Genomic DNA, 21,315 nt, shown 5'->3' on the forward strand with positions numbered 1-21,315 from the left:
GGTGAGGCACGCTCGGCGCCACTATTCGGACTCGTCCCCGATGACGGTACCGCCGGCGACCATCGCCATCTCCGCATGCCGCAGCGGCACCGGGTGCTCCTCGAGGTGCGAGCCGACGACGTGGCGCGTGATGCGGGGAATGAAGAAGCCCGCGACGCCGGCCAGGAGCATGGCACCGGCCAGAACGAGGAAGCCAGCGGTGTAGCCGGACTCGGCGGGGAAGCCTGCGGTCTCACCACCTGACGCGACGATGCTCGCCATGACCGCCGCGCCGAGCGAACCGCCGATCGTACGGATGTTGGCGTTCATGCCGCTCGCGACGCCGGTCTGCTCCCGGGGGACGGCGCTCACGATGATGTTCGACATCGACGAGAACGCCAACCCGAAGCCGATTCCGGTGAGCGCGGTCGCGACGACGATCTCCCATACCTCCGTGTGCGCCAGGGCCAGCATCAGGAGGCCGACGAGAGAGATGACCGTTCCGAAGACGAGGATGAGGCGTGAGCCGAACCGCTGAGCCAGGCGTCCAGCGACCAGGCCGACCAGGAACATCATCAACGCATTGGGGAGCAGCATCACGCCAGACAGGGTGACGGTCGCTCCGAACCCGTATCCGGCGCTCGACGGGGTCTGCAGGAAGGTCGGGAGGAAGCCGAGCATCGCGTACATCGCGATACCGAAGAGGAGGGCGACGAGATTGGTGGTCCACACAGAGCGGACCCCCATCATCCGCATGTCGATCAACGGATTCGGGCTGCGCTTCTCGACGACCACCCACACGACGCCGATCACGACGGCCGCCGCGAGAAGCCCGAGAACGGGAAGCGAGATCCAGCCCTGCACAGGGGCCTGGCTGACAGCGAGGAGGAGAGCAACCAGCCAGCCGGACATCAGCGTGGCGGCGCCCCAGTTGATCCTGCCCGGACTGCGCTCGGAACTCTCGGGGACGAGAAGCAGAGCCGCGACCGCTGCGACGACGACCATCATCATCGGGAACCAGAACAGCCAGTGGTAGCTGAAGGCCGACACGATCGGCCCGGCGAGGACGATACCGAATCCGGCGCCTATGGCGGAGAGTGCGGCGATCAGACCGACAGCGCCACCGACCTTCTCACCGGGGAACTCATCGCGGATGATGCCGAAGGCGAGCGGCAGCACTCCCCCACCGACCCCCTGGATCACCCGAGCGACGATCATGACCCCGAGAGACGGTGCCAAGGCCGCCAGCAGAGATCCGAGCGCCAGGGCGACCAGCGCCACCACGAAGACGCGCTTCTTGCCCGACATGTCGCCGAGACGGCCCATGATCGGGGTGAAGATCGACGCGGACAACAGGTAAGCCGTCAACACCCACGTCACGTTCGTCTGTGACGTGCCCAACGCCTCACGGATCGTCGGCAAGGCCGGAATCACGAGGGACTGCAGCAGCGCGAACGCCGCCACTCCCAATGCGAGGACGAGGAACGTCACCTGATGGTGCGTGCGCTTCGTGGACGTGGTCACGAGTCTCCTACCTGTAAAAGGAATGTTCATTCCGCTTAAGACCGTAACACAAAGCGGAGTACAGGCTCCGCTTGTGATCGGCGCATGTGAGCGAGATCGGGGCGTCCTAGCGGGCGCGTTCGGCTCCCGCGCGACATCAGGAAGACCGCCCGTGCCGCGTGGTCGACCTCCGCCCCCTCGCGACCCCGGCTACGTAGCGCCCTTGACAGCCGTCCTGACTGATGTACGCTCCTGAACACCTAGTGCAGCTAGGTTTTGACTCGAGGAGGCGTCATGACCGCGACCGGTCCCGCAGGTGAGACCATGCTCACCCAACCCGTCAGCACCATCCGAGTGGGCAAGGGCTACCTGGCCGCACTCGGCTTCGCCCAGTTCGGGTTGTTCGTGGCCCTGCTGGCGCCGGTGTTCGTGAGCATGCAGCTCAAAGCTCAGCAGCTCGCCCCCGACAGCCCTGAAACGCTCATCGGGCAGGTTCTCCCGCTCGGTGCCCTCGGCGCCCTGATCGCGAACCCGCTCATCGGCGCCCTCAGCGACCGGACCCGCACGCGCTGGGGCCGACGCCGCCCCTACCTCGTCGGCGGCGTCATCCTCCTCACCGTGGCGCTGGCGCTCGTCGCCTTCTCGCCGAACCAGCTGAGCCTGACGCTGTCGTGGCTGCTGGCCCAGGTTGCCGCCAACGCCGTGCTCGCCACCCTGATCGCGAGCTTCGCCGACAACGTGCCCGAGTTCCAGCGCGGCCGCGCGTCGAGCATCATCGCCCTCGCACAGAACATCGCCATCCTCGCCGGCCTCTACCTGGCCGTCTTCCTGGTCGGTAACCTGCCGCTGCTGTTCATCCTCCCCGGCGTCCTGGCCGTGGCACTGGTGCTCGTCTACGCGTTCATCGCCCGCGACGACCTGCCCGAGTACCAGATCAAGAAGTTCACCTTCATCAACCTCGTCAGCTCGTTCTGGACCAACCCCTTCAAGAACCCCGACTTCGGCCTCGCCTGGTGGTCGCGGTTCCTGATCACGCTCGGCACGTTCATGTTCACGACGTACCGACTCCTCTACATGCAGGACCACCTGGGCATCGATGACGTCGCCGAGGCCACCGCCGCGGTGGCTTTCGGCGTGCTGCTCTACACGATCGCCTTGCTCGTCAGCGCCGCCGTGTCGGGCTATCTGAGCGACCGCACCGGTCGCCGCAAGATCTTCGTCGCAAGTTCCACTGTCGTATTCGCCGTCGGCCTGGTGCTGCTCGCGCATGCCGAGACCGTCACGGGCTTCTATGTCGCCGAGATCATCATGGGCTTCGCCTTCGGCATCTACGCCGCCGTCGACACCGCCTTGATCGTGGACGTGCTGCCGAACGCAGACCGACCCGGAAAGGACCTCGGCGTCATCAACATCGCCAACGCCCTGCCCCAATCTCTCGCCCCTGCCCTGGCCCTCGCCCTGCTGGGCGTCGGCAGCGCCGACAACCAGAACTACATGCTGATGCTCTGGGGCGCGGGGATCGTCACACTGATCGGGGCAGTCGCGATCATCCCGATCAAGCGCGTGCGCTGACCGGGCACGAGACATGACGGCGCGCACCCGTCGGGGTGCGCGCCGTCAACGTCAGGAGCCCGATCGTCGAGGCAGTTCTGCTCCATCAGGAGCCACCCCTTCGCCAGGTCCTCAACCCACGTCAGCCTTCGGCGCGCTCCGGAGCGCGAGATCCCACACGAGCCGCACATGTGCAGCCATGTCAGTAGCCGGGTCGAGCATCCACTGCAGCTGCATACCGTCACTGACGGCCACCATCACCGCGGCGAGCTTCGCCACGTCGACGTCCTCAGGCACTTCTCCGGTCAACTGGCGCAGGCGCAGGGACTCAGTGAGATTCGCCCGAAAGCGCACGTAACGCTCGGCGAACCATGCGTGCGCGGGGTGGGACGGATCGCTGGTTGCGGCGGCGGCCATGCTCGTGAACAGCTGCACCATCCCGGGCGTCTGTGCGTTGCGCTCGATGACGGCCAGGAACTGGTCGATGATGTCGAGCCCGGCCGTGTCATCGCCGCTGTCCTCGTCGCGCGCGGTGAGGATCGCGAGGAACAACTCCTCCTTGCTGCCGAAGTGGTGCAAGAGGCCGGCCTGGGTGAGGTCGACGGCGTCGGCGAGCTCACGCACCGAGGTGCCGCGCATCCCGTTCCGGTCGACGACCTCGAGGGCCACGCGGAGGATCTCTCCCCGCTTGGCCACACCCTTCGCATACGAACCCCGACGTGCCATGCTGGCCAGGCTATCCGGTGCCGACCACCCACACGGTTCACAACACGACGAAAACCTAGTCGCGTTCAGTAGTGAGTGCTAGCGTCAGAACGCGGCGCCGACGAGGGCCCGCCCTGATCTTGGAGGCAACGTGGCTGAAGACACCACCACCCCGACCGACCGCCTGCACTCGAGCGACGACACTGGCTCCGCCGACAGGACGCAGATGGTGTCGCCGACCGACCCGCGCCTCCTCAGCCTCATGCAGCGCTTGTCGCTCGAGCAGAAGGTGCAGCTGCTCACCGGCCGCGACTTCTGGACCAGCTGGCCGATCGAGGACATCGGCCTGCGCAGGATGCTGTTCTCGGACGGACCCTCCGGCGTCCGAGGGGAGACCTGGGACGAACGCAGCCCGTCGCTGAACCTGCCGAGCGGCACCGCCCTCTCAGCTGCCTGGGACACCTCGATCGCACGTCGCTACGGTCATGCCTCCGCCGTCGAGGCTCGTCGCAAGGGCGTCGACGTCGTGCTCGGCCCGACCATCAACCTGCACCGCTCCCCCCTCGGTGGCCGCCACTTCGAGGGCTTCAGCGAGGACCCGCTGCTCACAGCCGACCTCGCAGCCGCATACGTCACCGGCGTGCAGGAGAACGGTGTGGGGGCCACGCCGAAGCACTACGTCGCCAACGACTTCGAGACCGAACGCTTCACCGCGGACGTCGTCGTGAGCGACCGCGCCCTGCGCGAGCTCTACCTCGCAGCGTTCGAGAAGAGCGTCGTGGAGGCGCGGGCCTGGCTGGTCATGAGCGCCTACAACTCGATCAACGGCACCACCGCCTCCGAGAACGATCTGCTCGAGACGCCGCTGAACAGCGAGTGGGGCTTCGATGGCGTCGTCATCAGCGACTGGACCGGCGTCCGCTCGGTCGACAGCGCCAAGGCATCTCAGGACATGGCCATGCCCGGGCCGGTGGGTGCCTGGGGCGACGCACTCGTCGCGGCCGTCCAGTCGGGCGACGTTCCCGAGGCGGCGATCGATCGCAAGGTGCTGCGGATCCTGACCTTGGCCGCCCGCGTCGGCGCGCTCGATGGCTTCGACGGCGTGGAGCCCGTCTTCATCGAAGACGGCGTCGCCTTCGCCCGCGAGGCCGAGTCAGCCGGTGCGGTGCTCGTCGCGAACGACGGCATCCTGCCGGTCGAGGCCAGCTCGGTGCGCAGAGTCGCCGTGATCGGCGACAACGCCGACCGCGCCCGGACGCAGGGCGGCGGCAGCGCCACGGTCGTGCCCGAGTCGGTCGTCAGCCCGATCGAGGGCATCCGCGAAGCGTTCCCCGACGCCGAGGTGACCTGGTCGGTCGGCGCAGTCGTGCAGGAGGGCGTCGCCGAGATTCCCCTGTCCGAGCTGACGAACCCCGTCACGGGCGACGCCGGCGTGCACGTGTCGTTCCTCGACACTCACGGGGCCGAGATATTCACCGAAGAGCGGCGCGCGACCTCGTTCGTCTACATCGGCGGCGACGCCCCCGTGACGAGCCTCGGGGAGTTCGTCGCGACGACGACCTGGACCCCGTCGACCACAGGCCGCGTGCGGCTCGGCTTCGCCTCGATCGGCGAGGCGACTTTCGTCGTCGACGGCGACGAGCTCTTCACCGCCGCGGTGGAAGCCGAGGGCGACGAGCTCGGCGCCGCGTTGCTCGCTCCCCCGAGCGAGTCGCACGCGCTCGACGTCGAGGCCGGCCGACCGGTCGACCTGACGGTCCGCTTCCGCAAAGCGAAGGCCAGCGGAGAGTCGTTCGACGGCGCGATGATGTTCACGTTCGGCCTCGACGCCGACGACTCCGACCCGCAGGCGCTCATCGACTCGGCAGCGGCCGAGGCAGCGGAAGCCGACCTCGTCGTGATGGTCGTCGGCACCAACAGCAAGGTCGAGTCCGAGGGCTTCGACCGAGCCAGCCTCGCCCTACCCGGCCGGCAGGACGACCTCGCACGCGCCGTGCTGGCCGCCAACCCGCGAACCGTCGCGGTCGTCAACGCCGGTTCGCCGGTCGAGCTACCGTGGCGCGACGACGCAGCCGCCGTGCTGCTCACCTGGTTCGGGGGGCAAGAGTACGGTCACGCTCTGGCCGACCTGCTCACCGGTGTCACCGAACCCGGCGGGCGCCTGCCCACGACCTGGCCCGCCGCGACACACGACGTGCCCGTGATCGACGTGACACCCCGAAACGGCGTGGTCCGTTACGACGAAGGGATCCACATCGGCTACCGGGCCTGGCTCCGCGCGGGTACCGCACCCGCATGGCCCTTCGGCCACGGCCTCGGCTATACGACCTGCCAGCAGTCGGACCTCGTCGTCTCCGACACCGTCAGCGAGGGAGGCGCGGTCACGGTCGCCGTCGACGTCGCCAACACCGGCGCCCGCGCCGGCAAGCACGTGGTGCAGGTCTACGCGTCGCGCGCTGTCTCCGTCGTGGACCGTCCGGCCCTCTGGCTCGTTGGCTTCGCGCCCGTGTCTCTTGAAGTCGGCACCTCGTCCACGGTCGAGGTGACGGTGCCCGCGCGCGCCTTCGCCGACTGGCGTGATGGCGCGTGGGCGCACGAGCCCGGCGAGTTCACGCTGCACGTCGGCACCTCGGTGGCCGAGTTGCCTCTCACGGCCACGACGAAGTTCGTAAGTTAGGTCCTTTTCGATTTCCCGAGGAGCCCCTTCTGACGCGAAAATCACGGTCGTCGCCAGGGGCTTCCTTGCCCGCAAAATCGTCACTGGCTAATCGCCGGCTCCCGCCCGTCAGACTCCCTACCGCCCGGACTCCATCGTTTCGGGTGCCGCACATGCGGCGAGACTGTGGCTTGGACGGGTCAGCTGCTTGACTGGAAGCACCAGGGACAGATCAGTGTTCGCTGGCAGGGGCCACGACGTGCACGGTGACTCCGGCGGCAGCGATCAGTTCCAACGCGTGAGGGTCCGCCGAAGAGTCCGTCACAAGATCGTCCACCTCGGAGATGTCCGCCATTTTGGCCAGGGTGGCTCGGCCAATCTTCGAGCCATCTGCCACGACGATGACTCGATCCGCGTTCGCCACCATGGCGTGGTTCGTCCGGGCTTCCGTCTCGTCGTGTGTGGTGACGCCTCCAGTAGCGCTGATGCCGTCTGTCCCGAGAATGCAGGTCCCGACGTTGATGCCGCGAAAGGCGCTCTCGGAGAGGGATCCGACTGCCTCGAAGGAACTCTGGCGGACGACGCCCCCGGTCATGATGACTTTGAGCCGAGGCCAGGTGGCGCATTCCATTGCGATCGTCAGAGAATTCGTGATGATCGTCAGGCCCGATCGATGCCGGAGTCCACGAGCGACTTCTGCAGTCGTCGTGCCGCCGCTGAGGGCCAGCGCGTAAGGGCCCGTCGGAATGAGATCCACGGTTCGTCGTGCGATGTACTGCTTCTCTCGCCTGTAGCTCGTGTTGCGGAGCCGGACGGGGATCTCCGGCTGAGAGTTCCTCTCTCTGGCTCCGCCGTGCGTCCGCACGAGTTGGCCCTGCTCGTCCAGTTCGGCCAGGTCTCGACGAAGTGTGGCCTCGGACACGCTGAGGTCACGCGCGAGGTCCCCAAGGCTTCGACTCGTGTGCTCGTGCAGGAGAGACAAGATGCGTCGCATCCGTTCGCTGCGCTTGCTCGAGACAGCTCTCGGCGATGACTGGTCCAGGTACTGCTTGCTCACGCCCATCACTCCATACTCGTCAACCGCTCAATAAAAGTGATCACTTCAATCGAATTATGGCCTACAGATTGATTACTTCGCTCACTTAATCGCAGTATCTGCCTATGACACTCGTCACCACTCGTGGGCTCATCGAAGGCGCGATCACTCGCCGTAGCGCGATCGCGAGCTTCAACGTCGTCACGTTGGAGCACATCGAGGCCATCACGGAAGGTGTCGAGCAGGCAGGCTCCGGAGCGATCCTGCAGGTCAGCGAGAACGCGATCGGCTTCCACAAAGGGGACATGCGACCGCTTCTTCTGGCATGCGCCAGCATCGCGTCGTCATCCTCCGCGCCGATCTCGCTGCATCTGGACCACTTTCAGGACTCGTCACTCATCTCGCAAGGTATCGATGAAGCGGCCGGTCTCGGTGTCAGTTCCATCATGATCGATGCCGCCCACCACCCGTACGTGTCGAACATCGAGCTGACCCTGGATGCGGCCCAGCGGGCGCACAGTCACGGGCTCTGGGTCGAGGGCGAGCTGGGCGAGATCGGGGGTAAGAACGGGGCTCATTCCCCCTTGGTTCGCACCGATCCTGGCGAAGCTCGCGAGTACGTCGCGGGCACCTCCATCGATGCGCTTGCCGTGGCCGTTGGCAGTTCTCACGCCATGACGTCCGCCAGCGCCTCCATCGACGTCGACCTCATCGGCCGCTTGGAAGAGGCCGTGGGTGTCCCCCTGGTCCTTCACGGGTCATCCGGTGTCTCGGACACGACCCTACGAGCAGCCGTGTCAGCAGGCATCCGAAAGATCAACATCGGGACAGCCCTGAATGTGGCGTTCACCGACGCTGTACGCCAACGACTCTTCGATGAGTCAGACGTCCACGACCCGCGCATCTACATCGCGGACGGGCGCGACGCCATCTCCCGGACCGTTACTCGAATTTGCCGCCTCGTCGCCGAGTCGGCCGATGAACATCGACCAGCTCTGCCGGTCGTCAGCAACGCAAACCGTTTTTAGCGAATCTGCCGGCGGCGCCCCAAGGCGCCCCGCGCGATGTCAGTAAGGAGCACCGTGGTCAATCACTTGTGGAACACCATCCGCGAACACAAGGCAGGTAAAGCAGTAGGCATCTACGCGGTCTGCTCTGCCCACCCAGCAGTTCTCGAAGCGTCGATCCTGCAGGCACGCGAGGATGGCTCCTATCTTCTGATCGAAGCCACGTCCAACCAGGTCGATCAGTTCGGCGGGTACACCGGCATGCGTCCCGCTGACTTCCGCGAACTCGTGTTCGCTCTCGCTGACGATCTGGGCTTCGCTCGCGACCGTCTCGTTCTGGGCGGCGACCATCTGGGGCCCAACCGCTGGCAGAAGCTCGATGCGGAAGAAGCCATGCTCAACGCTGAGGGCCTCGTCCGCGCCTACGTCGAAGCCGGATACACCAAGATCCACCTCGACTGCAGCATGTCGTGCAAGGGAGACCCGGCACCGCTCGGTGACGACCTGGTCGCGGAACGCACCGCCCGTCTTCTCCGTGTCGCCGAGGACGCCGCCCGGGCGTCCGGGCGAGCCGACGACATCCTCTACGTCATCGGCACAGAAGTGCCCGTGCCTGGTGGGGCTCACGAAACTCTCGGAGATCTGGTCCCCACATCCCCTGCGGCTGCCCGGGCCACTCTCGAACGGCACCGTCGAGCCTTCGCCGACGTCGGGCTCGACGACATCTGGCCCCGCATCATCGCTCTCGTCGTGCAGCCCGCCGTCGAGTTCGACCACCTGCGAGTCATCGACTACCACCGTGCCGGCACAGTGGATCTTCGGAGGGTGCTGGACGATGAACCGGGACTGGTCTTCGAGGCCCACTCCACCGACTACCAAGAAACCGCCCGTCTGACCGAGCTGGTCGAGGACCACTGGGCGATCCTCAAGGTCGGACCAGGCCTCACCTTCGCGATGCGACAGGGCCTGTTCGCTCTGGCGAACATCGAAGACGAGCTCGTCCCGGCTGCAGACCGTTCGAACCTGATCGAGGTTCTTGAACGTCGGATGCTCGAAAAGCCCGGCTACTGGGAGGGCTACTACGAGGGCACGCCCGACCAGCAACGCATCGCTCGCCGCTTCAGCTACAGCGACCGCATGCGCTACTACTGGCCAGACGAAGAAGTCGAAGCCGCCGAAACGCGACTGTACGACAACCTGTCACACCTCGAGATCCCCCTGCCGCTCATCAGTCAGTACATGCCTGACCAGTACGCCCGCGTTCGCGCCGGCGAACTCCGCCCGCACCCCCGGGACCTCATCCTGGACGCCATCCGCGACTCCCTCCGCCCGTACGCCCAGGCCTGCTTCCCGGCCGAGAACAACGACGTCTCCCCCACCCTCACTGGAGCACTCCATGTCTGACACGATCACCCCTCTTCACGCCTCCGCCACAGCTCGCGAGATCTCAAGGCAGCCGGATGTCTGGCTCGAAGCAGCGCAGAAAATCACCGGCCAGCGTCAAGACATCGACGCGTTCCTCACGCCTCTTCTGGCCAACCCGCGACTGCGCATCATCCTGACCGGGGCTGGAACGTCGGCGTTCGTCGGCGACACCGCCGCGCCGGCGCTCACTCAGCTCCTCGGAAGGCGGGTCGACTCCGTCGCGACCACAGACATCGTTTCCAACCCTCGCGAGTATCTCGGCGAGGACCTTCCCACGCTCCTGGTCTCCTACGCCCGATCCGGCAACAGCCCTGAAAGCACGGCCGCGACAGTCTTAGCTGACGACGTCCTCACCGAGGTTCACCACCTCATCATCACCTGCGACCAAGAGGGCAACCTCTACAAGCAGCACCAGGACGACCCTAAGTCGAAGATCGTTCTGATGCCCACCAGGGCCAACGACGAGGGCTTCGCCATGACGTCGAGCTTCACCTCGATGCTGCTTTCTACCCTGCTGATTTTCGGCGGAGACGACGACCGCGCCGTGACCGCCCTGGGACGCACTGTCGAGAACATCGTGACCCACCGACAGGACGAGATCCGCCAGCTCGCCGGCGCCTCATACGAGCGAGTCATCTATCTCGGTAGCGGCCCCCTCACCGGTCTGGCACGCGAATCGGCCCTGAAGCTGCTCGAGCTGACAGCCGGCCGGATCGTCACCTACTACGACTCGGCTCTCGGATTCCGTCACGGCCCGAAAGCCGTCCTCAACGACAGGACTCTCGCGCTGGTCTACATGTCCTCCGACACCTACACCCGTCGATACGACCAGGACATCGTCACGGAACTTCGTTCCGCCCTCGGGGCAGATCACGTCATCGCCATCTCCTCCGAGCCAATGCCCGACGAGGACGGCCGGAACTGGGTTCTCGATGAACTGACGGGTGTGAACGATGCGTTCCTCGCCGTCGCCTACATCGTCATCGCGCAGCTGCTCGGTCTCTCGTTCTCCGTCAAACTCGGGTTCACTCCCGACAACCCGTTCCCGAACGGGACCGTCAACCGCGTCGTCAAGGGAGTCACGATCCACCCCCTCGCTCCCTCGGACCACAAGCACACGAACGGCGGTCGGTGACGATGGCTCTGTTCCTCGGAGTCGACGGCGGCGGGTCCAAGACCAACTTCGTCCTCCTCGACGACACCGGCCGGATCGTGTCCGAGATGACGACGGCCAGCTGCTACTACTTCAACGACGGCATCGAACTCGTCAGCCGCATCCTGGCCACGGGGATCAGCGGCGTCACATCCCAAGCGGGCATCACCACCGGACAGATCGACCAAGCCTTCTTCGGACTGCCCGGATACGGCGAAGTCAGTGCCGACATCGACCGACTCGACACGATTCCGGGCGAAGTCCTCGGACACGATCGATTCACCAGCGACAACGACATGGTCTGCGGCTGGGCCGGTTCACTCGGCGCCCGAGACGGCATCAACGTCATCAGCGGTACCGGGTCCATGACCTACGGCGAATACCACGGTCGCAACCACCGAGTCGGCGGCTGGAGCGAACTCTTCGGCGACGAAGGATCCGGCTACTGGATCGCCGAACAAGGCCTCAACGCATTCAGCCGCATGAGCGACGGACGCCTCCCCCGCGGACCTCTTTACAACATCATCAAGACACGCGTCGGCATCACCAACGACCTGGATCTGATCGACGTCGTCGTGAACCAGTGGAAGGGCCTCCGAGTCAACATCGGCGACCTCTCCAAAACCGTCGTCGAAGCTGCCGAACAGGGCGACACCGTCGCCATCCAGATCCTCATCAACGCCTGCGACGAACTCGTCGAGATCGTCGAGACCACCCGGCTCCAACTCGGCTTCGGCAACGACACCGTGCCTGTCTCCTACTCCGGCGGCATGTTCACGACCGCCATCATCCGTGACGGCTTCGCCGACGCCCTCACCGCCCTACCGGCCCCGTACGAGTTGCACGAACCAATGTTCGGCCCCGGAGTCGGAGGCGCCCTCTACGCCGCGAAAAAGGCCGGCACCCCCCTCTCCGACGCTGCTCTGCAGCGCCTTCGCACGCACTAACCGACACCCCTCCCCACCCCGCAACCCGATGTCAAAGATGAGGTCATTGTGAACAGAACACGCAGCTGGATCTTCTACGCAGCACTCCTAGTGCTCTTCTGGGGAGTGTGGGGGGCTCTTTCTTCCCTTCCCATCAACCTCTACGGATACCCCGATGAGATGATCTACGTCATCTGGGCGTTCACCATGATCATCCCGGCCGTGTTCGCACTGCGAGGTCAGAAATTCGACCGCCGACCCAAAGCCGCCATGTACGGCCTGCTCATCGGCCTGACCGGCGCGGGCGGACAGCTGCTGCTGTTCAACGCCCTCTCCACCGGTCCCGCGTACCTCATCTTCCCGATCATCTCCGTATCCCCGGCGATCACCGTGCTCATGGCCGTGATCTTCCTCCGCGAACGCCTGCGGAAAGTCGCCATCATTGGCCTCTTCGCCGCCCTCGCAGCCATCGTCTTGTTCAGCGTCGCCGGCTCCTCCGGTGAGGCAACGGCTGGCCCGTGGCTGCTCATCGCAATCTTCGTCAGCATCGCCTGGGGTGTGCAGGCCTTCTTTATGCGCAAGGCCGCCACGATCGGCGTGAACGACGGCACCACCTTCGGCTGGATGGCCATCAGCGGACTCGCACTCGTCCCCTTCGCGATCCTCGCCATGGGCGGGCTCCCGCTCGATGTCCCCTGGCAGGCGCCGGCGCTCACCGCAGTAACCCAGCTGCTGAACGCAATCGGAGCGCTCTTCCTCGTCATGGCCCTCAGCCGAGGCAAGGCATCCATCGTGGCGCCCACGACCAACGCCCTCGCCCCAGTCCTCACGATCGTCGTGTCTCTGATCATCTACCAGACCCTGCCCTCGCCCTTCGGCGCAGTCGCCATCGTTCTGGCACTGGTCGGATCAACCCTCATGGTCTACAGCGACGAGAAACGCGGCGAAGCTGTCCCAGAAGCACTCCTGAACGACGAGCTCACCCGCGAAACCACGCCGTCGCCTCGGTAGCCACAACGCTTAGACGGAAAGTGGAAGGCCCGCTCAAGTCCCTCAGGGGACGTGAGCGGGCTTTTGCGGCGGCACCCAGACAACGGAAGGCATCAGCGGCGCCGCACGTGTCCCCCGTTCGATACAGTCCCCGTCCTCAGCCGACGGCTTCGGCTAGGAAAGCCACCTTCCGGCTGTTGTATCGGTCGGTTTCACGGGACGGCCCCGCCATATACCCGTGACCGAAGAGACCGTTGCTCATGGCTGGTGTGTCCACGACGTTCCGAACTCCGAGGGTCGTCAGCCGGACGCCTAGATCCTTGGCCTGATCAGGGAAGGTGCCATCGTTTCCGTCCGCGATGAAGGCAGGCGGGAACGCTGTTGTGACGTGTGCGAGCATGTCTGCCACTCTGGCCAGGGGCACCTCCGTGGTCGAGTTCTGGGGCTGACCGACGTAGGCGCGAAGACTGAGGCTGAAGAGAAAGTCGGCTTGCGGGCTGGGGAGTTCGATGCGGCCGGTGCGGGCGGAGCGTGATCAGTGCCACGGCAGTGCCCGCGGTGACGAGCCGGGGCCAGCTCACGTCGTCGCCTGGGAGGGGACCCCGCCGAGCACATCGCCCAGGGACATCCGACGCCATTCCTCGAGCACGTCGTGGAACGCGACCGGGCCGGGGCCGTAAGAGGAGGTGTTCGGCCTGCCGCGGCCCTCGGCGTTGTAGTAGCCCGGGGTGCACTCGGCCTGGAAGGTCGCGTTGTCGATCGCGGTCGTCCGGACGATGCGCCCCCAGTCGTCCTGCGCCTCCTTCGCGGGCTCGACGGTGCGGGCACCGGCGACGCGCGCCGCGCCGATGACGGCGGCGATGTGCTCGGCCTGGTCTTGGAGGATGTGCACGAAGTTGACCGAGTTCGCGTTCTGCAGGGAGCCGAGGTGGAACAGGTTCGGGAACCCGTGCGTGTAGAAGCCGTGAAGCGTCGCCGGGCCCCGCCCCCACGTATCCAGCAGGGTCGCTCCCCCGCGACCGGTGACCGGCAATGTCCCGCTCAGGACACCGGAGACACCGACCTCGAATCCCGTGGCGAAGACGACGCAGTCGACCTCGTACTCCGTGTCGCCGACGATGACTCCGGTCTCGGTCATGCGAGTGATGCCTCCGTGATCGGCGGTGTCGACCAGAGTCACGTTCGGGCGGTTGAACGTCTGCAGGTACTCGTCGCTGAACCCAGGGCGCTTGCACATGTAGCGATACCAGGGCTTGAGCGCGTCCGCTGTGGCTGGATCGTCGACGAGCTCGTCGACCCGCACGCGGATCGCTGTCATCTTCCGGGCGTCGAGCAGCTCATCGGCGAGCTCGCGCTCCTCCGGGCTCAGGTCGGGGTCGACGCGACCGGTGATCATGGCGCGCTGCAGCTGCGGGACGCTGGTCCAGCCGTCGCCGACGAGATCGACGTCATGATCCTCACCGGAGATCACCGCGAGGAAGTTATCCTGCCGCTCCCGCTGCCACCCCGGGCGGAGCGACGCCGCCCACTCGGGATCCGTCGGTCGGTTGTCGCGGACGTCGACGGTCGAGGGCGTGCGCTGGAACACGACGAGACTCTCGGCGTCTCGACCCAGGTGAGGGATGACCTGCAGACCCGTGGCGCCGGTGCCGACCACGGCGACCCGCTTGTCGGCGAGTCCCTCCAAGCCCCCTGCGGCGTCGCCGCCCGTGTAGGCGTAGTCCCAGCGACTGGTGTGGAAGGTGTGACCCCGGAACGTCTCGATGCCCGGGATGCCCGGCAGCTTCGGTGTTGTCAGCGTGCCCGAGGACGTCACGACGAATCGGGAGCGCATCCGGTCCCCCCGGTCGGTCTCGACGACCCACTCGGCCGCGTCCTCGTCCCAGGTCAGCCCGGTGACACGGGTCTGGAAGGCCGTGTCGCGGTAGAGATCGAACCGTTCGGCGATCGCCACGGCGTGCCTCCGGATCTCCTCTCCGGGGGCGTACCGCCATCCGGGGATCGTCCCGACCTCCTCGAGGAGGGGCATGTAGACGTACGACTCGATGTCGCAGCGCACACCCGGGTAGCGGTTCCAGTACCAGGTGCCACCGAAGTCGCCTGCCTCGTCCATCAGGCGGATCGACTCGACACCGGCCTGCCGGAGGCGCGCCCCGGTCACGAGGCCACCGAACCCTCCGCCGATCACCAGGACCTCCACCCGGTCGGTGAGCGGCTGACGCTCGACCCGGGGGGTGTAGGGGTCCTTGGCGTAGTAGCCGAACTCGCCGGCGGCTCTGCGGTACTGACCCGATCCCTCGGGGCGGATCCGCCGCTCACGCTCGGCCGCGTACTTGTCACGCAGCGCCTCGAGATCGATTTCGTCCGTTCCGATGGTGTGCATATCGGGCTGCTTCGTGGTCATGGTCGTCCCTCATCTCGTCGAGCGGGTGGGCCGGCACGTCGTCGTCTGGCATCGACAAAGGTTAGCTTTGCACTAAGCACTTTGGCTGGGCGCTGACTACGAGACGCCCTACTGTGGCCTGATGATGGAGGAGGGCGTTGGGCGGAGTGCGATCCTTGAGCGGCTCCGCGAGGCCACCGCGAGCATGGAGTCCGTAGTCCTGCCCTCGTCGGTCACCCCCTTGCTCTCACTGGAACTCACCGCGCGACAACTCAAGGTCCTGACGGTGCTCGTCACCACCGACGGCGGCACGACCGCCAGCCGGCTGGCTCAGACCTTCGACGTGTCGCTGGCCACGATGTCGGGCGTGCTCGACCGACTGGTCGGGCAGGAAGTCGCCGCCCGGACGAACGACCCCGACGACCACCGCGTCAGACAGGTCCGGGCGACGCCCCTCGGCCGCACCGTCGTGCGGGGGCTCGTGGCGCGACGCCCCGAGTTCGACGACGAGGTGCTCGCCGCACTCACCGACGACGAGCTGGCGGGGCTCGAGCGAGGCATGTCGGCCATCGCACGGCACCTGGGAGCCGCGGGCACCTCAGCATGAGGCCGTCACCATCGATCTCGTCAGGATCGGATTCCGGCTTGGCGCATTGGTGTCTCGTGGCCGGGGCGAGACGCCCGCGCAATGAAGACACGTCAGTCTCGAAGTCGTCGTTGCGTGGCCGTGGAGATATGAGACGACCAAACTGTCCGGACGCCGATCGGCTATCGGGACGCTGTATCTATCTGCTCGTCGCCTCGTCCGTGGCGGCATGGGAGAGGGGGTAGGCGCGGTCCAGGCGAGGGCTGAGGACGACGAGGAACAAGAACATCGACAACAGCCACCCGGCTACCCAGTAGGCAGGAATCAAGAAGATCGCGACGTTCGGCACGACGTCGATGGCGACTGCGACGACCACGGCGATCGTGAAGAGCACGCCCACCCCGTAGTACAGGGCTCGGAAGCCCTCCTCGACACGGCCCCGCCGTTCCTGCTGTCGACTCGCCCTTTCGTCGAGGGCGGTGACTGAGCGACCGTAGTCGTCCGTAGGGACGGTGATGAAGAGATCACGAACCGGGACACCGAACGCCTTCGCAACTCGCGACAGCGTGTCAAGGCTCCCCTCGTTGCCCGCCTCGAGCCTCTGGACGGTGCGCACGGTCACGCCGCTCTCGTCAGCGAGGCGTTCCTGGGTCCAACCCATCTGGGTCCGGAGATCGACGATCCGTGTCTCGTTCATGTATCTCACACTAAGAACGAGCAGCCCCAAGGTCCACGACACGGACCCGACAAGCACCCGACATCTAGGCGACGCAGCACCTCGGGGCACCCCGACGCGACTATCTCCTTCACCGCAGCCGCAGTCTGCGGTCTCAGATCGCGTCCGATTAGCGATCGGTCACCGATCACCGGTGGAGGCTAGCCACCCCCCCGCATTTACGGGGCGCCGGCTGTCTCGATAGGTCGGTCCGGAACTGATCTCGGTGAACGATCGGCTATCGGGCACCGCGTCGCTGGCGGACGCGGAATGCTCCTTAGCGGGTGATCGTTGGTCAGTGCCCGAGCAGCATGTTGTTGCGGGACCGGATCTGTTCATCGGTAGCGGGGAAGTAGCTGCTGACGCCGAAGTGTTCGGCGTTGTGCTGGATTTCCTCAACGATCGGCCGGAGCGCGCGTTCGTACTCGACGAACGCCTGCTCAACGTCGCCGTCAGCAGCTCGGAAAGCGTCGTGGAGGGCAGTGGCGCCGATGATGGCGAGCGATCCACCCATGCCCGCGGCAGGTGATGCGCAGTAGCCGGCGTCGCCAACGAGCGCGATGCGTCCGGACGTCCACGCCGGCATCTTGATCTGACTGAGCTTGTCGAAGTAGAAGGTGTCGACGGCGACTGCCTCGTCGATGTGGTCTGAGAACGGTGCGCCAGCCTGCAGCAGGTGCTCTCGGAGGATGCGCTTCTGCTGGTCGAGGTCGTGGTGGTCGTACGGGATTTCCTGCTCGGATCGGAAGCCGAGCACGAGGTCGGTCGTGGTGTCGTAGGAGTTCACCAGCATCGTCACGCCGGGCGCGTTGGTGATCTGGGTCGTCTGCCGGTCGATGATGAGGTGGTCGAGGGTGGCGACGGAGAAGTACGTCTGCAGGAAGTGGGTGTGGAGTGCTTCCTGACCGAAGCGCAGTCGCCGCACCGCCGAGTGGTTGCCGTCGCAGCCGAACACCATCGAGAAGTTCCGCTCTGTGCCGTCGCGGAAGACCACGTGGACACTGTCCTCGTCGGGCTCGGTCAACGACTTGATGGAGTTACCCCACAACATCTCGACCTCCCCCGCCGTCGTGGCGGCGAGGATGTCGAGCAGATCGTCTCGGTGGATCTCGTAGCCGTCGCCGGCCGAGTCGTCCGTAGGCGGTTCCGGTTCCATCCGCGTGATGAGCTCTCCCTCCGGCGTCGTGAACTCGGTCACGCGAGGAGCAAGGGCCTTCGCTTGGATCTTCTCGAGCAGGCCCATCCGTTCGACGATCGCGATGGTGTCGTCGCGGATGTCGACGGGGGTGCCGCCGCGCTTCAACCCGGATCCGCTCTCGACGATCGTGACCTCGTAGCCGAGCCGACGCATCCACAGTGCTGTCGCGAGACCCGCGAAGCTCGCTCCCGAGATAAGCACCTGTTCCTGTGTGCGCGTGTTCATTGATCGTCCCCTTTTCCCGGCTCCCACCGAACTTATAGTGACCCAAACATTCTGGTGAGGCCGACAGTAGCAGAAACTTTGGGTCACTTTATGTTTCGTGGCAGACTGGTGGAATGGAGCAAGCGAGCGTGGGTGCGAGATTAGGGCTCCGAGAACGTAAGAAGCGAGAGACCCGCGAGCGTCTGGGCGATGTGGCGGCTCGGCTCTTCGCGGAGCACGGGTACGACGAGGTGTCCATCGCGGACATCGCGGGCGCCGCGGGCGTCTCGGAACCGACGGTCTACAACTACTTCCCGACCAAGCCGGACCTCGTCTTCGACCGAGCAGACGAAGTGCTCGAGAAGATCCGGGGTGCGATCTCCGGGCGAGACTCTCGGCAGTCACCGGCCGATGCGATGCGCGCCCTCGTCCTCGAGGACATCGACAGGTACGTCGAGGACGACGAGGGATTGGCCAAGGGCGAGTTCCCCGCGCAGTGTCGGCTCAGTGCGCCGCTCCGACGTCGGGCCCTGGAGTTCTACGACGACGTCACGACCGCGGTGGCAGCTGAACTCGCAGGCACGGGACCGAACGCGATGTCCGAGCGGGCGTACGCGGCCGCGCTCGTCTCGGTGGTGCAGCAAACCACCGCGAGCATCGGCGATGCGGTCCTGTCGGATGCTCATCGGGGAGACACCCGCGAGCGTCTGGACGGCGCAGCCACGGCGACCCTTGACCACTTGTCGACCTGGTGGCACAGGGAGTACGCCAGCTGAACGCGTCTCGGTAGACAATCGTCTATCGGGACAAGGTTGCACCCGGCCGGGCGGTGCGCCCTCACACTGGTGAGGTGCGATTCGACACTGTCCTCGGCCCAGCCGATGCTTCCAACCTGCAAACCGAGGTCGCTAGGCTTCGGCGTCGACAACGACGTCTCGTCAGAGGTGTGAGCACAGGTCCGAGCGGGAGTGACCAGCCGTACCAGTTTCAGGCCGTCGTGGATGAACAGGAGCGAAGTTGGACGTTTGACCGTCAGGGGAGCAGTCATCGTGCCCACTACTCAAAGGGCCACCTGCACAGCGAGGACGGGTCGTTCGAGGTCAGCTTCGAGCGCAGCGGCAATGTTGCTCCTCCCGTACGTCTGCTCACGCCGGAGCTGCTCCCCCTCTGGGGATCTCCAGCGAGTTACTCACCCATGCTCGTTCAACGGATCAAAACACACTGGTTGCTGTTCACTTTCGAGCACGAGCTCGATCCAGCACAGCGCGTGACACTGGTCGTCGACGAACGCGATGGAATCGCTCACCGCTCGTACAGTCAGAGCCACACCACCGTGCTCACCGAAGTTCGTGTCCTGGACAACGAGGAACCGGCACCAGCCCAGCCCAAGTTCTCACGCCTGCAGGAATGGCCAAAGCTCGAGTACTGAGGCCCTCAGAAGTTTCCGCGTCGTATCAACTGGTCGAATGAGCCACCCGGCCAGTGAAGGGCGCGAGCGCCTCAAGAAGGCACGTGAATTGCCGACCGCACACGTCTCAGCGACCACATTGACCGCGACTCCGGAGCACCGCACAAGTCAGACACCTCAGGTCGTGGCGACGTTCGCATGCCGATCGGCTATTGAGACGAGTCTCCGCATCCCCGTTGTCGGTGCTGCATGAAATGATGCGGCATGCTTTCAGCTCGCTGTGATGTGTGCGGTGAAGATCACCTGCTGACTTCTGTTCGGACGATGAGTGTGCATTACAACTCGTCCGGGAAGCGTTGCGCTGGGTCCGTTGGGTTCCCGGATCGAACAGCCGCGGCGAACAGGGCAGCGGAGCGGAAGCGGACTATCCGCACGGTAAGCGCTCGACCGGATCAACACGCCAGCGGCCCTTCGCTCCAGCTCAGCAGTGACCATCCGCCACTGACGGATAGGACATCGCGCTGCGTCGTGTGCCGGTTCATGGTGCCGGTAATGACGAACGAGCGGCTAGCACCTCACCGGATCCTAGCGAGGGGTAGCGGACCGACTACAGGGCAGCCCGCCTGTCGCGGGTCTGAGCAGTTGGCCGTCCCTGACAGGCCCCTAGCCCGTCAGGCACGCGCGCCGGAATCCCGACGTCAGCGCTTGTTCGCGGGAGAACGCGTGGTGCCGGAGGCAAATCGAGATGCGCGCAGGCGGGTCTTCGAAGTGGCGGGAGACTTCGGTGTCCCAGCGGTGGAGGCTCTGCGGGTTCTTAAGCTGCTCGGCGAGTTCGTGAGAGGGCCCCACAGCTCCTTACCGCCCGGGGTCGAGCGCCGCTTGGTCGCGGCGCTTGAGGCGCACGGCCACGTCCGCTCATCGCGACGGATGTTCGGGCTATCGGGAACTCGCGCAGGCAGCGCAGGCGACCTCATGCAACAACTACCGCGATCGATGCCGGCCTTCGTTGATCTCCTCGCCGCGGGTGAGGACCCCGTGGTGAGCGAGGCGGAGGTGCTGCTGCGAGAGTCAATTGCAGACGGGTCGCTGTTCTACGTGCCGTTGAAACATTCACGTGCGTTGGCTGCCGCAACTCGGACCGTTTCGGGGTTGGCGAGCGATGACCTGCCGTGTCCTACCGGAGTGGGTTTGCAGCCACTCGCAGCTCCCACCGCTACGGGTGCGACCTGGCGCTTGATTTCCTGGCGCGAAGAGGCCGAGTATCTGCGTCTAATGTCCGTCGATTTCACGGTGCATCTCACTGAGGATGGTTCCGCCCTGGAGGTGCTTGAGACTGCCGTTGAAAAGCTGCGCTGTGCGCCGGACGACAGCTTCTCGGACGGGTCCGGAGCGTTGGACGGGCTGGGGGCATGCCTCGCGGGAATGCTTGAGCTCGTACCCGTGCGAGAACCGGTGAGTACCCGGCAGAACCCGACGTCGACGCCATCTCCTGCGACCTCCGAGGCTAAATCTCGGACGGATCGGGGTGTGCGCCTCATCTACCCGACACGTTCCGCTCTGGGAAGCGAGGGGCCGCCAGAAGAAGGTGGTGGTGCGCGCATCGGACGTTGGAGCGTTCGTGGTCACTGGCGCCGCCAGTGGTACCGGTCTCGGCAGACACATGAACGAATTTGGATCGAGGAACACGAAGCCGGGGCCTCGGATGCGTCCGTTGCACAGCTGCGCAAGGTGTTCATCATCGCGCCTCGTAGCCTCCGTCAGGGTTGACCACCGGAGCACTGGAAGGCGTTGTCGCCCAGTGACTCACTGTTGTTGATGCGGTGACCACAGCTGACGCCGACGCGATCGAGCGCATCGGGCAGCGGTAGCAGCGGCATCCGAACAGTTGCA

Annotated in this window: 18 protein-coding genes; 11 read left to right on the top strand and 7 right to left on the bottom strand. The window is 65.5% G+C overall.

Annotated elements, in window-relative coordinates; genetic code table 11:
* Positions 1-21: 21 nt before the first annotated feature.
* Positions 22-1,443: an MFS transporter gene (locus tag ASF89_RS00820; protein ID WP_200937084.1), complete on the bottom strand. Its 1,422-nt coding sequence runs from the start codon at positions 1,441-1,443 to the stop codon at positions 22-24.
* Positions 1,444-1,776: 333 nt separating this feature from the next.
* On the opposite strand from ASF89_RS00820, the gene ASF89_RS00825 reads away from it, so the two are divergent.
* Positions 1,777-3,054: an MFS transporter gene (locus tag ASF89_RS00825; protein ID WP_156463281.1), complete on the top strand. Its 1,278-nt coding sequence runs from the start codon at positions 1,777-1,779 to the stop codon at positions 3,052-3,054.
* Positions 3,055-3,165: 111 nt separating this feature from the next.
* Here ASF89_RS00825 and ASF89_RS00830 read toward each other — a convergent pair whose 3' ends face one another.
* A complete protein-coding gene (locus ASF89_RS00830) occupies positions 3,166-3,759 on the bottom strand; it encodes a TetR/AcrR family transcriptional regulator (RefSeq protein ID WP_055811231.1) in 594 nt (197 codons plus the stop codon).
* A gap of 205 nt (positions 3,760-3,964) precedes the next feature.
* On the opposite strand from ASF89_RS00830, the gene ASF89_RS00835 reads away from it, so the two are divergent.
* A complete protein-coding gene (locus ASF89_RS00835) occupies positions 3,965-6,415 on the top strand; it encodes a beta-glucosidase (RefSeq protein WP_055812930.1) in 2,451 nt (816 codons plus the stop codon).
* Positions 6,416-6,626: 211 nt separating this feature from the next.
* Here the strand turns inward: ASF89_RS00835 and ASF89_RS00840 are convergent, their stop codons facing one another.
* On the bottom strand, positions 6,627-7,451 hold the full coding sequence (locus ASF89_RS00840) for a DeoR/GlpR family DNA-binding transcription regulator (RefSeq protein WP_235483945.1): 825 nt from the start codon (positions 7,449-7,451) through the stop codon (positions 6,627-6,629).
* Positions 7,452-7,555: 104 nt separating this feature from the next.
* On the opposite strand from ASF89_RS00840, the gene ASF89_RS00845 reads away from it, so the two are divergent.
* From ASF89_RS00845 to ASF89_RS00865, 5 genes are read left to right on the top strand one after another with little or no spacing between them, the layout of a single operon-like run.
* Positions 7,556-8,458 carry a class II fructose-bisphosphate aldolase gene (locus tag ASF89_RS00845; RefSeq protein WP_055811236.1) on the top strand — a complete coding sequence of 301 codons (903 nt, stop codon included), beginning with the start codon at positions 7,556-7,558 and terminating at the stop codon, positions 8,456-8,458.
* 54 nt (positions 8,459-8,512) lie between these two features.
* The gene (locus ASF89_RS00850; RefSeq protein ID WP_055801531.1) at positions 8,513-9,841 is read left to right on the top strand and encodes a D-tagatose-bisphosphate aldolase, class II, non-catalytic subunit; all 1,329 of its coding nucleotides are present in this window, start codon (positions 8,513-8,515) and stop codon (positions 9,839-9,841) included.
* Positions 9,834-10,997, top strand: coding sequence for an SIS domain-containing protein (locus ASF89_RS00855; RefSeq protein WP_055811239.1), 1,164 nt, complete (start codon positions 9,834-9,836; stop codon positions 10,995-10,997). The genes ASF89_RS00850 and ASF89_RS00855 overlap by 8 nt, the downstream gene beginning before the upstream one ends.
* Before the next feature lie 2 nt (positions 10,998-10,999).
* Positions 11,000-11,962, top strand: coding sequence for an N-acetylglucosamine kinase (locus tag ASF89_RS00860; protein ID WP_156463282.1), 963 nt, complete (start codon positions 11,000-11,002; stop codon positions 11,960-11,962).
* Between the two features lie 48 nt (positions 11,963-12,010).
* Complete coding sequence (locus ASF89_RS00865; RefSeq protein WP_200913506.1) at positions 12,011-12,952, top strand: DMT family transporter; 942 nt, start codon at positions 12,011-12,013, stop codon at positions 12,950-12,952.
* A 136-nt stretch (positions 12,953-13,088) separates the two neighbouring features.
* Here the strand turns inward: ASF89_RS00865 and ASF89_RS15555 are convergent, their stop codons facing one another.
* Together ASF89_RS15555 and ASF89_RS00870 are read right to left on the bottom strand one after the other, a co-directional pair.
* Complete coding sequence (locus ASF89_RS15555; RefSeq protein WP_156463283.1) at positions 13,089-13,331, bottom strand: hypothetical protein; 243 nt, start codon at positions 13,329-13,331, stop codon at positions 13,089-13,091.
* 177 nt (positions 13,332-13,508) lie between these two features.
* Positions 13,509-15,335 carry an NAD(P)/FAD-dependent oxidoreductase gene (locus tag ASF89_RS00870; RefSeq protein ID WP_156463284.1) on the bottom strand — a complete coding sequence of 609 codons (1,827 nt, stop codon included), beginning with the start codon at positions 15,333-15,335 and terminating at the stop codon, positions 13,509-13,511.
* 184 nt (positions 15,336-15,519) lie between these two features.
* Between ASF89_RS00870 and ASF89_RS00875 the strand changes: the two genes are divergently transcribed.
* Positions 15,520-15,921 (top strand): MarR family winged helix-turn-helix transcriptional regulator, encoded by a 402-nt coding sequence (locus tag ASF89_RS00875; protein ID WP_162240674.1) that lies wholly within the window; start codon positions 15,520-15,522, stop codon positions 15,919-15,921.
* Between the two features lie 178 nt (positions 15,922-16,099).
* Here the strand turns inward: ASF89_RS00875 and ASF89_RS00880 are convergent, their stop codons facing one another.
* Entirely contained in the window at positions 16,100-16,597 is a 498-nt protein-coding gene (locus ASF89_RS00880) for a helix-turn-helix transcriptional regulator (protein ID WP_055812942.1), read from the bottom strand.
* A gap of 313 nt (positions 16,598-16,910) precedes the next feature.
* Entirely contained in the window at positions 16,911-18,065 is a 1,155-nt protein-coding gene (locus tag ASF89_RS00885; RefSeq protein WP_235483946.1) for an FAD-dependent monooxygenase, read from the bottom strand.
* Positions 18,066-18,229: 164 nt separating this feature from the next.
* Between ASF89_RS00885 and ASF89_RS00890 the strand changes: the two genes are divergently transcribed.
* From ASF89_RS00890 to ASF89_RS15560, 3 genes are all read left to right on the top strand, one after another.
* Positions 18,230-18,793 (top strand): TetR/AcrR family transcriptional regulator, encoded by a 564-nt coding sequence (locus tag ASF89_RS00890; protein ID WP_055811249.1) that lies wholly within the window; start codon positions 18,230-18,232, stop codon positions 18,791-18,793.
* 221 nt (positions 18,794-19,014) lie between these two features.
* Positions 19,015-19,446 (top strand): hypothetical protein, encoded by a 432-nt coding sequence (locus tag ASF89_RS00895; protein ID WP_235483947.1) that lies wholly within the window; start codon positions 19,015-19,017, stop codon positions 19,444-19,446.
* 951 nt (positions 19,447-20,397) lie between these two features.
* Positions 20,398-21,192, top strand: a complete 795-nt coding sequence (locus tag ASF89_RS15560; RefSeq protein WP_156463285.1) for a hypothetical protein — start codon at positions 20,398-20,400, stop codon at positions 21,190-21,192.
* Positions 21,193-21,315 lie beyond the last annotated feature (123 nt).

This window comes from Frigoribacterium sp. Leaf172, assembly GCF_001424285.1.
Lineage (GTDB): Bacteria > Actinomycetota > Actinomycetes > Actinomycetales > Microbacteriaceae > Frigoribacterium.

Bases quoted from the DNA above. Each gene is read 5' to 3' on its own strand.
- ASF89_RS00825 (WP_156463281.1), top strand. From the start codon at position 1,777: ATGACCGCGACCGGTCCCGCAGGTGAGACCATGCTCACCCAACCCGTC.
- ASF89_RS00830 (WP_055811231.1), bottom strand. From the start codon at position 3,759: ATGGCACGTCGGGGTTCGTATGCGAAGGGTGTGGCCAAGCGGGGAGAG.
- ASF89_RS00835 (WP_055812930.1), top strand. From the start codon at position 3,965: ATGGTGTCGCCGACCGACCCGCGCCTCCTCAGCCTCATGCAGCGCTTG.
- ASF89_RS00845 (WP_055811236.1), top strand. From the start codon at position 7,556: ATGACACTCGTCACCACTCGTGGGCTCATCGAAGGCGCGATCACTCGC.
- ASF89_RS00855 (WP_055811239.1), top strand. From the start codon at position 9,834: ATGTCTGACACGATCACCCCTCTTCACGCCTCCGCCACAGCTCGCGAG.
- ASF89_RS00860 (WP_156463282.1), top strand. From the start codon at position 11,000: ATGGCTCTGTTCCTCGGAGTCGACGGCGGCGGGTCCAAGACCAACTTC.
- ASF89_RS15555 (WP_156463283.1), bottom strand. From the start codon at position 13,331: ATGCTCGCACACGTCACAACAGCGTTCCCGCCTGCCTTCATCGCGGAC.
- ASF89_RS00870 (WP_156463284.1), bottom strand. From the start codon at position 15,335: ATGACCACGAAGCAGCCCGATATGCACACCATCGGAACGGACGAAATC.
- ASF89_RS00875 (WP_162240674.1), top strand. From the start codon at position 15,520: ATGGAGTCCGTAGTCCTGCCCTCGTCGGTCACCCCCTTGCTCTCACTG.
- ASF89_RS00880 (WP_055812942.1), bottom strand. From the start codon at position 16,597: ATGAACGAGACACGGATCGTCGATCTCCGGACCCAGATGGGTTGGACC.
- ASF89_RS15560 (WP_156463285.1), top strand. From the start codon at position 20,398: ATGCAACAACTACCGCGATCGATGCCGGCCTTCGTTGATCTCCTCGCC.